Origin of the sequence: Bacillus sp. FJAT-27231 (genome assembly GCF_001183975.1) — a bacterium.
Classification (GTDB): domain Bacteria; phylum Bacillota; class Bacilli; order Bacillales; family Domibacillaceae; genus Pseudobacillus; species Pseudobacillus wudalianchiensis.
Genome location: NZ_LFZU01000001.1, coordinates 4,213,956 through 4,229,269, shown reverse-complemented (window position 1 = coordinate 4,229,269; position 15,314 = coordinate 4,213,956). Strand labels below are relative to the sequence as shown.

Annotated in this window: 13 protein-coding genes; all 13 read right to left on the bottom strand. The window is 42.2% G+C overall.

Translation table 11 applies throughout. The features are described from left to right. Window positions 1-13: 13 nt before the first annotated feature. The 13 genes from mazG to ispE all read right to left on the bottom strand — a co-directional run bounded on the left by mazG (window position 14) and on the right by ispE (window position 15,290). Entirely contained in the window at window positions 14-1,477 is a 1,464-nt protein-coding gene (gene mazG / locus AC623_RS20200; RefSeq protein WP_049666048.1) for a nucleoside triphosphate pyrophosphohydrolase, read from the bottom strand. 33 nt (window positions 1,478-1,510) lie between these two features. Further along, window positions 1,511-3,097, bottom strand: coding sequence for a putative polysaccharide biosynthesis protein (locus AC623_RS20195; protein ID WP_049666046.1), 1,587 nt, complete (start codon window positions 3,095-3,097; stop codon window positions 1,511-1,513). 280 nt (window positions 3,098-3,377) lie between these two features. Beyond that, window positions 3,378-3,914 (bottom strand): stage V sporulation protein T, encoded by a 537-nt coding sequence (spoVT, locus tag AC623_RS20190; protein ID WP_049666043.1) that lies wholly within the window; start codon window positions 3,912-3,914, stop codon window positions 3,378-3,380. A 131-nt stretch (window positions 3,915-4,045) separates the two neighbouring features. After that, window positions 4,046-7,561 (bottom strand): transcription-repair coupling factor, encoded by a 3,516-nt coding sequence (mfd, locus tag AC623_RS20185; RefSeq protein ID WP_049666042.1) that lies wholly within the window; start codon window positions 7,559-7,561, stop codon window positions 4,046-4,048. Between the two features lie 113 nt (window positions 7,562-7,674). Beyond that, window positions 7,675-7,905, bottom strand: coding sequence for an anti-sigma-F factor Fin family protein (locus tag AC623_RS20180; protein WP_049666040.1), 231 nt, complete (start codon window positions 7,903-7,905; stop codon window positions 7,675-7,677). Between the two features lie 73 nt (window positions 7,906-7,978). Continuing rightward, entirely contained in the window at window positions 7,979-8,545 is a 567-nt protein-coding gene (pth, locus tag AC623_RS20175; protein WP_049666038.1) for an aminoacyl-tRNA hydrolase, read from the bottom strand. 151 nt (window positions 8,546-8,696) lie between these two features. Beyond that, window positions 8,697-9,323: a 50S ribosomal protein L25/general stress protein Ctc gene (locus AC623_RS20170; protein WP_049666035.1), complete on the bottom strand. Its 627-nt coding sequence runs from the start codon at window positions 9,321-9,323 to the stop codon at window positions 8,697-8,699. 712 nt (window positions 9,324-10,035) lie between these two features. Beyond that, window positions 10,036-10,995 (bottom strand): ribose-phosphate diphosphokinase, encoded by a 960-nt coding sequence (locus tag AC623_RS20165; RefSeq protein ID WP_049666033.1) that lies wholly within the window; start codon window positions 10,993-10,995, stop codon window positions 10,036-10,038. 16 nt (window positions 10,996-11,011) lie between these two features. Then, a complete protein-coding gene (gene glmU, locus AC623_RS20160) occupies window positions 11,012-12,385 on the bottom strand; it encodes a bifunctional UDP-N-acetylglucosamine diphosphorylase/glucosamine-1-phosphate N-acetyltransferase GlmU (protein WP_049666031.1) in 1,374 nt (457 codons plus the stop codon). Between the two features lie 222 nt (window positions 12,386-12,607). Then, the gene (gene spoVG / locus AC623_RS20155) at window positions 12,608-12,901 is read right to left on the bottom strand and encodes a septation regulator SpoVG (RefSeq protein ID WP_041101893.1); all 294 of its coding nucleotides are present in this window, start codon (window positions 12,899-12,901) and stop codon (window positions 12,608-12,610) included. A 231-nt stretch (window positions 12,902-13,132) separates the two neighbouring features. Next, window positions 13,133-13,507 carry a 2-iminobutanoate/2-iminopropanoate deaminase gene (gene ridA, locus AC623_RS20150; protein WP_049666028.1) on the bottom strand — a complete coding sequence of 125 codons (375 nt, stop codon included), beginning with the start codon at window positions 13,505-13,507 and terminating at the stop codon, window positions 13,133-13,135. A gap of 12 nt (window positions 13,508-13,519) precedes the next feature. Then, window positions 13,520-14,353 (bottom strand): pur operon repressor, encoded by an 834-nt coding sequence (purR, locus tag AC623_RS20145; RefSeq protein ID WP_049666027.1) that lies wholly within the window; start codon window positions 14,351-14,353, stop codon window positions 13,520-13,522. Between the two features lie 67 nt (window positions 14,354-14,420). Continuing rightward, complete coding sequence (ispE, locus tag AC623_RS20140) at window positions 14,421-15,290, bottom strand: 4-(cytidine 5'-diphospho)-2-C-methyl-D-erythritol kinase (protein ID WP_049666024.1); 870 nt, start codon at window positions 15,288-15,290, stop codon at window positions 14,421-14,423. Window positions 15,291-15,314: the final 24 nt, after the last annotated feature.

Here is a 15,314-nt window from a genome sequence, read left to right as displayed (position 1 = left end):
GTTCTCTCTCCCTTTACAAACCTATATTTTTAGCTTCATCCCAAAATGCATCCAGCTCATCTAGCGTAAAATCATCAAATGAACGTCCGCTCTCTTTTACCCGTTTTTCTACATGAGAAAAACGACGGTAAAACTTTTCATTCACTTTAGCGAGTGCTTCTTCCGGATGAATATGATAAAACCGCGCCACGTTAATAAGCGCAAAAAGGACGTCGCCGAATTCATCGAGCTGTTTGCTGCTGTCTTCATTCTTCACTTCATCCAGAAACTCCTGCCACTCTTCTAATACCTTCTCAATCGCTCCGTTGGCATCATCCCAATCAAATCCTACTTTGGCCGCCTTCTTTTGGAATTCGTAGGCGCGCAGCAAAGCAGGCAGTCCTTTTTCTACTTCATCGAGTCGGAAAGCTTGTTTTTCTCCTTTTTCCTCACTCTTGATCTTTTGCCAGTTTGAAACCACCGCTTCGGCATTTTCTGCCTCTGCATTACCAAATACATGTGGATGACGGCGAATCATTTTCCGGGAAATTGATTCGATTACATCCTCGATGGAGAACATGCCCTCATCTTCACCAATTTGCGCATGAAGCAGAACTTGCAGCAGCACATCCCCCAGCTCTTCAATCATATGATCATCGTCTTCTTGATCAATCGCATCCAGCAATTCATAGGCTTCCTCAATCAAGTATTTCTTTAAAGACGTATGTGTTTGCTCCCGGTCCCATGGACAGCCATCTGGTCCACGTAACGTGGCGATGATTTGACGCAACACAGAAAACTCTTTGTACGTGTCTTCCTCTTTTCGCACAGGCGGCACGTATAAGGACGTGAGGTTATTCAGCGTGACCTGGCGATCTAACTCATAAAGAGGCAGCGTCTGCGTTTGCTGCTGTGCGCTTCCTGCGGCTGTCACAATCGTCACTTCATAATCATCTGGATACTTTTCCATTAAGGTTAATTTCACATCGGAAGCAACAAATGCATCATACACTTGCGCAATGACAATGTGCTGAAAAATATTGATGTCTTCCTTTTTTAAGGCTGTACCGTCAAGAAACTGAAACCCTTCTATTGGATCGGCTCCAACCGAAGCAAACAAGTCATCAAGAAAACTATGGCCCCCCGCGATGTTGACTTCCAGTTCACCTACGTGCCCTTTCTCAAGTAAAAGCTGCACTGTTTTCTCAGCCACAATAGGGTGCCCTGGAACTGTATAAATAATATTTCCTTGTTCCCGAGCTTGCGTGATTAATAAGGAAACAATCTCTTCATAGACAGCTTCAAATTGATCATGCTTTTCATATATGTGATCAAAGCTCTCAAAACGAACTCCTTCTTTCTCCAGTTCGTCAATAACTGGATGCTCAAGTGTACGGGTAAAAACCTTCCCAGATTGTAATAATAGACGATATATACCAAGAGGCAGCTGGTTTATATCTCCGGCGCCGAGACCGGCAATCGTAATAGATGGCGTCATGTTCCCTCTCTCTTTCTATTGTAATTTTTTAGCTTAACTGATTCTTTTACTCAGTCTGCTGCCGAAAGGAATTTGCTGAAGTTCTTCTTCCGTAAAAAGCTTTAATTTTAAAATTAAATAAATAAAAATAAATGCTCCGATAGCGACACTGCTTAACGCCATTCCGACCATTGCTGCTCGGTTGCTCTCTTCTAGAGGCAAAATGTACTCCCATAACACTCTCCATGCCTGCAAGACAGCTGTCATACAAAAAACGGCAAACAAGGCTTTGCCTGCTGCTTCTTTTTTTATGAAGGCGGTTTTCCACTTTTTCCGAAGAACAACGGTTAAAAAGACAGACATCCAAGCAAAGGCTAACAACGTAGCAGCAGCTGCTCCAGCTGTTCCAAACAGAGGAATCAGAACGACGTTGCCAATATATTTAAAAAGCATACCTGTTAACACAGCCAAAGCAGGTGCAAAGTCTTTGCCGAACCCTTGCAATATCCCCGTCAATGTAAGCACAAGCGAACTAAAGAGAATGGACGTGCAAAAAACAGACAGCACAAAGGAGCCATTGCTGTTTTCAAAAAGCATCGTATTAACCGATTCCATAATATTTATGAGTCCTGCTGTAGCCGCCAGCCCGAATGTAAAGCTTACCTTCAATGCCAGCTGAATATAATTGTCCAGCTCCTGACGAAAGTTTCTGCGATAAGCCGATGTCACGAGCGGTACAATGGTCAAGGCAAGGGAAGCAGCCGCTGTCGTGCCAAGCTGCAAAAGTGGCTGACCGCGATCATACGTTCCTTTAGCCATTTTAGCTTCCCATTCCCCCATGCCTTCTTTTATTAATCCATGATATAGATTAAATGAATCAATTAATTGAAATAATACAATTCCCATACTCGACAGGCAAATAGCGGCTGCCTGAATGAAGAGCAGCTGAATTTCTTTCTTCTTTATAGTACTTTCAAGCCTTATTGTTCTTTCAGAGATCAAACCGCTCTTGTGCACGAAGTACAACAGAACCGCCATCGCAGCGAAACTGCCGGCTATCGATCCTGCAAAGGCACCTGATCCTGCCATGTAAAGCGAGGCACCTCTTCCGATTAGAATATAAGAGAATAATAAAATAGCTCCAACCCGTATTGATTGCTCCACCGTTTGTGAAACAGCTGTCGGAACCATATTTCCATCTCCTTGGAATGTGCCCCTCCACACTGTTAATAACGGAATGAATAAAAAAGAAAAAGCAACAATCTGGAGGAGCGGCTGCAAAGACGGATCTCCCATTTTACCGGATATAAAGCCTGACCCGAAAAAAACAATTCCCCATAGTAAAATGCCCGTACAGCTTGTTACATAATAAGAAAGACGGATAGCTTCTTGTCTGCGCCGCGGATCACCCGCCGATTCAGCTATTAATTTGGAAATAACAACAGGAAACCCATATGTAGCTAATGCATTCGCAATTCCGTAAAAAGGATATATTTGCTGATAAATATAAAAACCAATATCACCAACGATGTTTTGAAATGGGACCCGGTATACCGCACTTAACACTTTTATAAACACAGCCGCTATCGTTAAGATGGCTGCTCCCTGCATTAATGAATTTTTCTCTCTCCATGGCAACATATAGCACTCTGCCCTTCTAAACATGCTGCTTCCAACTTAATATATTTACATAGAAAAGTGCAAGTGCCTTGTTTAGACCCGACTAGCAAATGTTCTGTACCCAGGAGGTCGTTCTTTGACTTCCTTGGGTGCAGAACATTTGACCTCGAGGGGCTAGGCACTGGAACTGGACAAGAAAAGTGCAAGTGCCTTGTTTAGCCCCGGACTAGCACACGCTCTCTCCACTCAACGTTTTTGTCCATAAAAAAGGAAGCAGTGCTTCTCCTGCTTCCTTTCCCAATTAACTTTCCATTTGTTTAGCTAAGAAGCTGGCAGCCGTTTCTGCTGATTTTCTCTCTACTTCACCTATTGAGCGTTCATCAGAGAAAATAACGACTACTCCAATTGGATCACCGCCTGCAATAATAGGGGCGAGTGTGTAAGATTGAACTTTTTCTTCGCGGCCATCTACAAATGATACTTGAGATTGTGGATGCTGCAGTACGCTTTGCCGATCATCCATTGCTTTTTCAATAACTTCTCCAATGCTTTTGTTTACATATTCTTTCTTCGATACTCCAGCAGACGAAATAATGGCATCACGGTCACAAATTAATACAGCCGTGTTTAAGCTGTCATTCAGTGCCTCTGCATACTCCTCAGCGAAATCGCCTAACTCACTAATAGGGGAATATTTTTTTAAAATAACTTCTCCATCGCGATCAACGAAAATTTCTAACGGATCCCCTTCTCTGATCCTTAACGTGCGGCGGATTTCTTTTGGGATAACGACCCGTCCTAAATCGTCGATTCGACGAACGATACCAGTTGCTTTCATCTTATGTTGCCTCACTTTCCTCAGATGATGGATTGACAATGAATCAACGATACCTGACCGATGATATTGCCCTTGTGATTGTTATTATTTATCATCTGGGAAGTTCTATACATTTTGTTGTGTTTTTCCCACTATTTTTTCGCTGTTTCTAAATTTTTTATAATATCGAAGGCAATTCCAAACCACGTCTCCGTTGCCATATTTTTAATATCGATAGTCAGTTTGAGCTTACTATCTTCCATTCCAAGCCCCACTGCTCGTCCATGTTTATTGCAAATATTGAATACTTTTGAGCCATCAATTTGTTTCGTTCCGTCTTCATTCATCAATATATACACAGAGTCTTTTTCTTGTTTAATTAACTCTAGTTGAGCAGCAACCGCATAAACCTTCATCTCTGCCACCTTGAAGAGATCTTCCACCTCACGTGGATAGTCACCAAAACGGTCTACCATTTCTTCTTTTAACTCCTCTACTTCTTCTAATGATTCTATACTTCTGAACCGTTTATACATCTCAATTTTCTGACGGCTGTCTTTAATATAAGAATCAGGGATGTAAGCATCAATAGAAATTTCCGCTTCAAACGATGACTTTGTCTCTTTTTTGTCTGCTCCTTGTTTTTGTTCGATGGCTTCCTTCAACATTTGAGAATATAAATCAAATCCGACGGAGTCGATAAATCCATGCTGTTGGGAACCAAGTAAATTTCCTGCCCCACGAATAGACAGGTCGCGCATGGCAATTTTAAAGCCGGAACCTAGCTCAGTAAATTCTTTAATCGCCTGCAAGCGCTTCTCAGCCTGTTCAGATAATACTTTGTCCTTACGATACATAAAATAAGCATAGGCTACCCGATTGGAGCGCCCAACGCGCCCGCGAATTTGATAAAGCTGGGATAGTCCCATCCTGTCTGCATCATGGACAATGAGTGTATTAACATTCGGAATATCAACGCCTGTTTCGATAATCGTCGTCGTGACAAGGACATCATATTCCCCTTCTAAAAAGCTTAAGATCACTGTTTCAAGCTCTCTTTCCGTCATCTGGCCGTGTGCGTAAGCCACTTTGGCATCTGGGACAAGCATAGCAATTTCATCTGCTTTTCGTTCAATATCCTCTACACGGTTATACAAGTAAAATACTTGTCCTTCCCGGGCGAGCTCTCGCTCAATCGCTTCTCTAATTAAGGCAGGATTCAGTTCTGCTACGTATGTTTGTACAGGAAAACGATTCTCTGGTGGCGTTTCAATAACAGATAAGTCCCGAACACCAAGCATGGACATATGAAGAGTCCGTGGAATCGGTGTCGCTGTCAGTGTTAAGACATCTATATTTGTCTTCAGCTGTTTGATTTTCTCTTTATGTGTCACACCAAAACGCTGCTCTTCATCCACAATTAACAGCCCAAGATCATGGTATTGAATATCTTTCGATAACAAGCGGTGTGTGCCGACAACGATATCTACCGTGCCATTTTTAAGGCCTTTAATCGTCTCGGTTTGTTGTTTTCGGGAACGGAAGCGGCTCAGTAGACCAATCTCAATCGGAAAGTCCCGGAAACGCTCGCTTAACGTTTCAAAATGCTGTTGAGCCAGAATAGTGGTTGGCACAAGAAAAGCGACTTGTTTCTCGTCAGCAATGGCTTTAAAAGCGGCTCGAATGGCTACTTCTGTTTTTCCATATCCAACATCTCCACAAAGAAGGCGATCCATTGGCCGTTCTTTTTCCATGTCCATTTTAATCTCGTTAATTGAACGAATTTGATCTTCTGTTTCTTCATAGGAAAAAGCTGCTTCGAATTCCCTCTGCATTTCTCCATCAGGCGAGAATGCGTATCCTTTAGCCGCTTCTCTCTCGGCATAAAGTTTGATTAAATCATCTGCAATGTCTTGAACGGATGATTGAACTTTGCTCTTAACCCGTTTCCATTCGCTGCCGCCTAATTTATATACTTTTGGCTCTTTTCCTTCTGAACCTACGTATTTCTGAACGAGCTCAATTTGTTCAACCGGAACATACAGCTGGTCTGTTCCCTGATATTTAATATTTAAATAGTCTTTGTGTACTCCTTTAATTTCAAGCGTTTCAATCCCTAAATATTTTCCGATACCATGATTCACATGAACCACGTAATCTCCCGGCTTTAGTTCCGAATAGCTTTTAATTCGCTCGGCATTAGACAGTTTTTGACGCCGCTTGCTGCTTTTTGGTTTTTTATTGAATAATTCCTTCTCTGTAATAACCGCAAGATGTAGCGCAGGAAATTCAAACCCTGCTGTTAAAGTTCCGCGGCTGACTTGCACAGCCTGTTCTATAATACTGTTTTTCTCTAGTGAACTAGAGGCTTCAATCTCATAATCTGCTAAAACACGTTGAATTTTAGCTATCCGCTCCTCACTTTCGCCAAGAAATACAACGGTCATTCCAAGCTTTTTCCAGCGCTCTACTTCTGCATGAAGCACATTCATCTGACCGTGAAAATCTTGCATTGGCCGCGAGGAAAAATTAACAATATTTTCAGGGCGCGTATGAGCAACCTTACGCAAAAACAGCGCAAGGTAAATAATTGGCTGACGGATAGTGGATAACAACTCTCCAAAATGGTAAGACAATTTAATGTCATGGAGGATTTTCCCCTCTTCTAACAGCGATGTATACCATTCAGCTTCCTCTTGTTGCAGGGAATCATTCATTTCATTAATTCGGCTAATCTCATCGAAGAATACAAGGCCGTCATCTGGTAAATAATCGGTTAAACTCATTGGGTTTTCATACATTAAGGCCGTGTATTTAGCTAATCCTTCTATTAGGATGCCTTGCTTTAAACGGTCAATTTCAAAGCCGATATTTTCTTTCATCAGCTGTTTCGTTTCAGCCTTTTTAACTTTTTTCAGTGAGTCTTGTAAAACTTCCTCTAACCGTTGTGATAATACTAAAAGCTGTTCCGAAGAATACGGCGTTTCTGTAACAGGGCTAATATCAATCTTATTCTTATTTTCAATAGAGCGCTGGTTCTCCATAGAAAATGTACGAATCGAATCTACTTCTGTATCAAATAGCTCAATGCGAACAGGGTGCTCAATCGTCAATGGGTAAATATCAATAATACCGCCGCGCACACTGAATTCTCCAGGTGCATATACCATATCCGTGCGTTGATAACCCATTTGCACGAACTGATGGATCGTTTCGTCCAAATCAATTTCTTTTCCAAGTTCAATTGTTTTTTGCAAGCTGGCCCATCTCTCTTTAGGCGGCAGCAGTTTTCGCAGTCCAGCAACAGGCACGATATAAATCCCTTTTGCCTGATGAACCATATGATTTAGCACTTCAATTCGCTGCGCTCGCAGCTCAGGACTTGCCACGCTAATTTCAGCGGCTATTAACTCATTCGCTGCATATAAATACACTTCTCGCTCGTCAACAAACTGAAGTAAATCGTCGTACAGCTTTTGAGCTTGAAGCAGGTTATACGTTACGACGACGGTAGGCCTGCCTGTTTTCTCATAAGCAGCCGCTATAAAAAGGGCTCGAGATGATCCCGAAAGACCGGCAGCTAATTGTTCTTTTAGCCCGCCTGATACCCCATCAAGAATAGATTGAATATCATGATTCCGTAAGAGAATTTGTTGTAAACTATTCACGCTTTCTTCCTCCCCTTAAATGGACACTTTTACTGCCCCTCCAACCAAGGCTTTCTATTTGTTGCCCCGGCAGAAAACAGAAAAATGCTTTGGATCGCTGTCCAAAGCTGTTTTTAATGTATAAAGTAATCATATTGGTGAAAATCAGGGTTTCTTTGAAGAGATTCCTCGCAATCTTCACATATTGTCATGATCTTTACGTTTCCTTCAGAGTCGTAATGAACCATCTCTATTCTTTCGTCCTCCGTCAGTGCATTGATGCCAAGCCGGCGGCTAGATACAACTGGTTGCTTAAGGCTTCCAACCATCGTTCCGCAATGGCGGCAAACGTAATGAATGGCCATGTGCCTCCTCCTTTGCTGCTCACTTTTGTTATGTATGGCTAACGTTAGTATAGGCAAAGAAGAAAGCATTTATTCATATCTGAATGTTATATTCGTTCATTACTTCAAGAAACGGTTTTTCCAGCCATGCTTCTACTGCGTCTGCACTTTTTGAAACGGCTTGCTTCATTTTCTCTTGTTCTTCTTCTGTAAATCTTCCTAATACGTAATCAACAACCTTCATAGGCGGAGTTGGACGGTCAATGCCAATACGGATACGATTAAAATTCTGCGTGCCAAGATGAGCAATGGTCGACTTAATTCCATTGTGCCCGCCTGCACTGCCTTTTTGACGGAGACGAATACGACCGACCGGCAAGTCCAAGTCATCGTAAATCACGACTACCTCTTCTGCTGCCACGTCGTAATAGCGCATGACCTCTCCAATGCTTTCTCCTGACAGATTCATATATGTAAGCGGCTTAAGTAAAATAGCTTTCTCTGTCCCCTTCCGCACAATGGAATAAATGCCTTTATGCTTTGCTTCTGTAAGGGGTGAATTAAACCGCTCGGCTAACTCTTCAATTACATCAAAACCGATATTATGCCTCGTACCTGCATATTTTGCTCCCGGATTGCCGAGACCAACGACTAGCTTCATTTTGCGCACCTCGAATTTTTTCTTCAATAAATTAATTTAAGTATAACGCACATGAGTCAGAAATTATACGCTTAATTATAAACCCTATCTTCTTTCTTTCGCAAAAAAGAGGCCCGCTCCATTACGGAAAGGAGGGACCTCTCTCTTTATATTATTCTTGCTCAGCTTTCGCTTCCGTTTCAGTCTCTGCTTCTGAAGCTTCCTGATTAGTTTCCTCAGACGCTTCTTCGACACGCGGAGCAAGCACAGATACGATGACTTCATCATCTTCATGATTAATAGTAAATGGCTGGCTATTGCGGATATCACTGATAGACAGACTGTCACCGATATTTAAATTAGAAACATCCACTGCCACACTTTCAGGAAACTCACTAACCTTTGCTGTCACTGAAAGCTCGAATAGCGGCTGCTGAACGACTCCGCCCTCTTTTGCCCCAGCGGCTTCTCCTTCTAAATCAACTCGAACATTGGACGTCATCTCAGATGATAAATCTACTGCCAGGAAATCAGCGTGAACGATATAATTTTTAATTGGGTCTTGTTGATAATCGTGTAAAATAACGTTATGTTGTTTTCCGTCTACGGCTAAAGCAATGACCCCGTTACGGCCAACTTCTTTAATCACTTTGAAGAAATCTCCTTCATTCACAAAAACGGACTCTGACTCAACATCTTTCCCATAAACAACAGCAGGGAAATTTCCACTCTCTCGCAGCTCGGTTTTAGCCGATCGCTGAAATTCATTACGCTTTCTTGCTTCAAGTACTGAACTCATTAGAGAAACTCACCTTCCTGTATTATGATCTCTGTCTGAAACTTCTGTCCTAAACCATCTATTCCCTTATTGTGTCGTGGCTAAACATAAAAAGCGTAGATAAGACCTTTTTATTGCTTGACGGTTCTTTCAGTTATATACATATTGGCAGTACCCCCATCGCTTGACTACTCTAGTCTCCTACAAAGTCAAAATAAATAGCCTTTCCCCTTATATCCAAAAAATGGATTTTTGAAGGAAAGGCTATTTATTAGAGCGAGAGTATTCGGCTTGGCTTATGCTTGTCGCCCCAGAACAGTCGGCTCCGCTTTTCTATTGTCCAGCTACAGGTGCTTAGCGGCCAGTGGACTTCCTGCTCCTTCTTGCGATAAGTCAACATCGAATCGCTGTCGCTCTTCGTATTTCCTTTATCTCATGCGGAGCCGTCCAGTCCATACGCCGCTGAACAAGCGCCCTTCGCTTTTCCTTGTCCAGTTGCAGGCGCTAGCACGTACGGCGGTTTCGGAATTTCTGCAGGAGTCAAAGAACGACTCCAACAGAAATTCCTCCAACCTCCTATCGTGCTGATCGAGCACCTTCCACTTTTCTATTGTCCAGCTGCAGACGCTAGCACGTACGCTGATTTCGCTCTCTCTGTCGAAGTTTGGAAAACAACTTCTCGTCGAGAGCTCCAATCCGCTATCGTGCTGAACAAGCGCCCTCCGCTTTTCTATTAATCAAATAATGTGCTGACGGATTGTTCTTCGTGAACACGAATGATGGCTTCACTGATTAATGGTGCAATGGAAAGCTCTACAATTTTGTCAGTCTTTTTCTCTTCTGGGAGAGCAATTGAGTTTGTAATAACAAGTTCTTTAATGTTAGAGTTTTGAATACGTTCGATCGCTGGGCCTGAAAGTACAGGATGCGTACAACAAGCATATACTTCTTTTGCTCCGTTTTCGACCAGCGCATTAGCTGCAAGTGTAATGGTACCAGCTGTATCGATAATATCGTCAATCAAGATAGCAATTTTTCCATCGATATTCCCAACGATGTTCATTACTTCAGCTACATTTGGTCTTGGACGGCGCTTGTCGATAATAGCAATTGGTGCTTTTAAACGGTCGGCCATTTTACGTGCACGTGTTACTCCACCATGATCTGGGGAAACGATAACAACGTCATCTCCGCTGAAGTTTTTCCCTTTAAAGTAATCAGACAAGATTGGTACACCCATTAAGTGATCAATTGGCATATCAAAGAATCCTTGAATTTGCGGTGCATGTAGATCAAGCGTAATTACGCGAGTTGCTCCAGCTGTTTCAAGTAAGTTAGCTACCAATTTTGCAGTGATTGGTTCGCGAGCGCGGGCTTTGCGGTCCTGACGTGCATAACCATAGTAAGGAATAACAATATTGATCGTTTTAGCAGAAGCTCTTTTTAGAGCGTCAATCATAATGAGTAGTTCCATTAGATTTTCATTGACCGGTGCACTCGTTGATTGAACAACGTATACGTCGCAGCCGCGAATGCTCTCTTCAATGTTAATTTGTATCTCTCCGTCGCTAAAACGTTTCACTGAACATTTCCCTAATTCTACGCCAATAATTTCGGCAATTTCTTCAGCGAGTTTGCGGTTAGAATTGAGAGAAAAGATTTTCAACTTAGGGTCTAAATACTGATTATGCATGGGTGGACCTCCGCCTTTATTTTTTAAGATTTAACTTTTCTACATACTTTTCTTTGTTCACTTGACGAGCGCGGCCAATGGCTAAAGCTTCACCAGGCACATCGTTCGTAATAGTAGAGCCGGCTGCTACATATGCCCCTTTGCCTACCGTAACAGGAGCTACAAGGTTAGAATTGCAGCCGATGAATGCATCGTCTTCAATCTTAGTTAAGAATTTATTTTTTCCGTCGTAATTCACTGTAATAGAACCACAGCCAAGGTTAACGCCACTTCCCACTTCAGCATCGCCAATATAGCTTAAGTGAGAGGCTTTGCTGCCTTTTCCAAAGACAGATTTCTTAATCTCAACGAAATTACCGATCTTCGCTTCATCGCTGATTTGAGATGCTGGACGAATGTGTGCAAATGGCCCGATCGCCACACGAGATCCAATTTCACTATCAGCAGCCACAGAATGGCGAATAACGGTGCTATCTCCAACTTGGCAATTGTTAATCTCACTATTTGGACCGATTTCGCAATCAGCACCAATAGAAGTGTTTCCAGACAATACTGTTCCAGGATGAATAATAGTATCTGAACCAATCACTACGTCTGGACCGATAAATGTATTTTCTGGACTGACGAGAGTCACTCCATTGCGCATGTGCTGCTCATTAATACGTTCACGCATAATTTTTTCTGCTTGGCTTAAAGCTACACGATCGTTTACACCAAGTGTTTCATTGAAATCGTCTGTTTGATAGGCGGCTACTTTCTCTCCGGCCTTCTGAAGGATTTCAATAACATCTGGCAAATAATATTCGCCTTGGGCATTATCATTCGATACTTTCTTCAACGTCTCAAATAAATAACGATTATCGAAACAATAAGTGCCTGTATTAATTTCTTTCACTTTCCGTTCCTCGTCTGTTGCATCTTTATGCTCAACGATTTTCTCAACCATTCCTTGCTCATTGCGGATGATTCGCCCGTAACCATCAGGCCGATCCGTATAAGCTGTTAAAATAGTCGCTTTTGCCTGTTGTTCCGTGTGAAAGTTTACAAGCGCCTCCATAGTGGAAGACTTAATAAGAGGTGTATCACCACAAACAACAAGTGTACAACCCTCTTCTTTACCGAGGATCTCTTCCGCCTGCATGACTGCATGAGCGGTGCCAAGCTGCTCTTCTTGCAAAGCAAACTCGCTTTTCTCTCCAAGATAGCCTTTGACTTTCTCTGCTCCATGGCCAACAATTGTAACAATTTTATGTGTATGTAAATCGGATATTTGATCAATTACATGTTCTACCATCGGTTTACCGCAGACAGGGTGTAACACTTTATAAAGCTTAGACTTCATACGCGTGCCTTTTCCTGCTGCAAGAATGACAGCATAAATATTCGTCATTGAGGGTCCCCCTATAACTTTTTATCCTTATTGACTATATCTTAAAAGGGCTCTTATTTCAAGACAGCTTAAAAAACGACAAATTTTTGTCAATGAATATTCGAATTTTTTAAAGGAAGCGAAGAAAGAAGATTCCAAGAGGATAAAAAGAGTGGAAAAAGAGGAAATTTCCGCACTAAAAAAGAGCCATACATTTGAAGTAGGCTCTTGTTGCATTTAATTTTATGAAGCTCCTGCTTCTTCTAATTCCACTTCTTCTAATTCTCCCAAACGGTGATACTCAGCTAAAACAGCATCCTGGATTTTACCGCGTGTGTTGGAGTTGATCGGATGAGCAATATCACGAAATTCTCCATCTGGTGTGCGTTTGCTTGGCATGGCTACGAATAAACCATTGTTGCCATCAATTACACGGATATCATGAATAACAAATTCATTGTCCAACGTAATAGATGCAATCGCTCTCATGCGGCCGTCCGTATTTACACGTCTTAGTCTCACATCAGTTACTTCCACTCTGTTCACCCCTTTTTCCCCTATATAAAAAGCCTAAACTAACTATTCAATAATATTTTAAATATTCCTTCTTTTTTTTGAAAAAATTTTACTTTTTTTTATATAAAAAACACTCGTGATTGTTTCACGAGTGTCAGAATACAGATTATCTCTATGTTTGTTTTGAAAACGCTTGCCTGATCAAAAAACAATAAAGAAAGAGAGCGTTTGTCTTAAAGCTCATACTTGCTGTTATTTTACGAGTGCGATGACTTCAATCTCTACTTTTACATCTTTCGGCAATCTTGCTACCTCTACACAAGAGCGAGCTGGTTTGTGATCGCCAAAGTATTGGCTATACACATCGTTTACTGCCGCAAACTCTTCCATATCCGCAATAAAAACTGTCGCCTTTACAACGCTATCTAGTGAAGCGCCTGCTTCAGCCAGTACAGCTTGAAGATTCTTGAATACTTGGTGAGTTTGCTCTGTTACATCTCCATTCACTAGTTCCCCTGCAGGTGTTAATGGAATTTGACCAGAGCTGTAAAACATATTGTTGACAATAATCCCTTGAGAATATGGCCCAATAGCCGCTGGTGCTTGGTTTGTTGCTACTACTTTCATGTTAACCTCTCCTTATGAAAACTGTATATTTTCGGAAAAATAATTTCCTTCTACTACAGAAATAGCAGACGTACGAACATTTACATCTTGAAGCTTAACAAGAGATATGTAGTCCTCCACGAGTCTTTCCTCGTCATGCTCCGCTTCCACTAGCACAGCAATTCCCGCTACTGATGCATTAAACTCAGCGAGCAGGCTGATCATTCCATTAATGGTTCCGCCTGCTTTCATAAAATCATCGACAAGCAGCACTTTGGAACCTTCCTTCAAACTACGCTTCGCCAGCACCATCGTCTGAATTCGCTTCGTAGATCCTGATACGTAATTAATGCTTACAGTTGGACCTTCTGTTACCTTGCTGTCTCTGCGAACCACAACGACTGGAACATTTAAATGCGAAGCAATAGCATGGGCAATAGGGATGCCTTTCGTGGCAACTGTCATAATGGCGTCGATGTCCATTCCTGCATACGCTGAGGCAAGGAGCTTGCCAACTTGGTGAATAACTTGCGGATGACCAAGCAAATCCATCATATATAGATAACCGCCCGGAAGCAGCCTTTCTGGATTTTCAATTTGCTCACAGAGCTCTGCGATAAACTTTCGTGCTTCCATTTCACTGACTTTCGAGAAATACTTCACACCGCCAGCTGCTCCGGGAATAGTTTGAAGCGAGCCGATGCCACGCTGTTCAAACGTTTCCTTCACAATAGACAAGTCCTCACTAATAGACGATTTTGCTGATCCGTACCGTTCAGCAAAAAAAGTAAGTGAAACTAGCTGCTGCGGATGTTCTAATAAGTAATGTGTCATATCAATTAACCGTTCACTTCGACGAAACTTCATGTTTTACTCTACCCTCCTAAGGAGTAAATCCGAATATTTAATTTTAAATATAACTTAATATACGGATTCAATCAACAGGAATCCCTTCTCCTAACAGTCGGACTGCGTATACCTGGTCACAAAATCCTCTTAAGCCGTTGCAAACCCGGTGCATTCTAGAATCATGCTGGATGAGTCCAAAAACAGTCGGTCCGCTTCCACTCATCAGTACCGCATCTGCCCCAAAGCGTTCCATCTGTTCTTTAATCTGCGCCACTTCCGGATAGAGCTTTAAGGTAACAGATTCTAGAACATTGCCAAGGTTAGCGCACATCTTTTGATAATCCTTCGTTTGAATCGCAGTCATCATCGCTTTTGTATCAGGATGACGGAGCCCATCGATTTTTAAGTTTTTATATACTTCTGCTGTTGATACTCCAATGGTCGGCTTGGCCAGGACCACCCAACAGTTTGGCGGAGACGGAAGATGCTGTATTTTTTCTCCACGTCCCTTTGCTAAAGCTGTGCCGCCATACACACAAAAAGAAACATCGGAACCAATCTCTGATCCAAGCGCTGCTAATTCATCCAGGTTTAATCCTAAATTCCACATTCGGTTTAACCCTTTTAATGTCGCCGCAGCATCACTGCTGCCTCCTGCTAAACCGGCAGCTACTGGAATAACCTTTTCAATGCCGATTGCTACACCTGAACGAATGCTGTATCTTTCTTTCAGCAGCATGGCTGCCTGATAAGCTAAATTCCGTTTATCGTCCGGAACAAAACGGTTATGGGATATAATTTTAATTTCATCTTTTGCGAGCGGTTCCAGTTCTATGCGGTCCGCCAGATCCACCGTTGTCATAATCATTTCAACTTCATGGTATCCATCCGCACGTTTATGCAGCACATCAAGCGTTAAGTTAATTTTCGCTGGTGCTTTCATCATTATCTTCACAATAGCCACCTACTTTGTGCACAA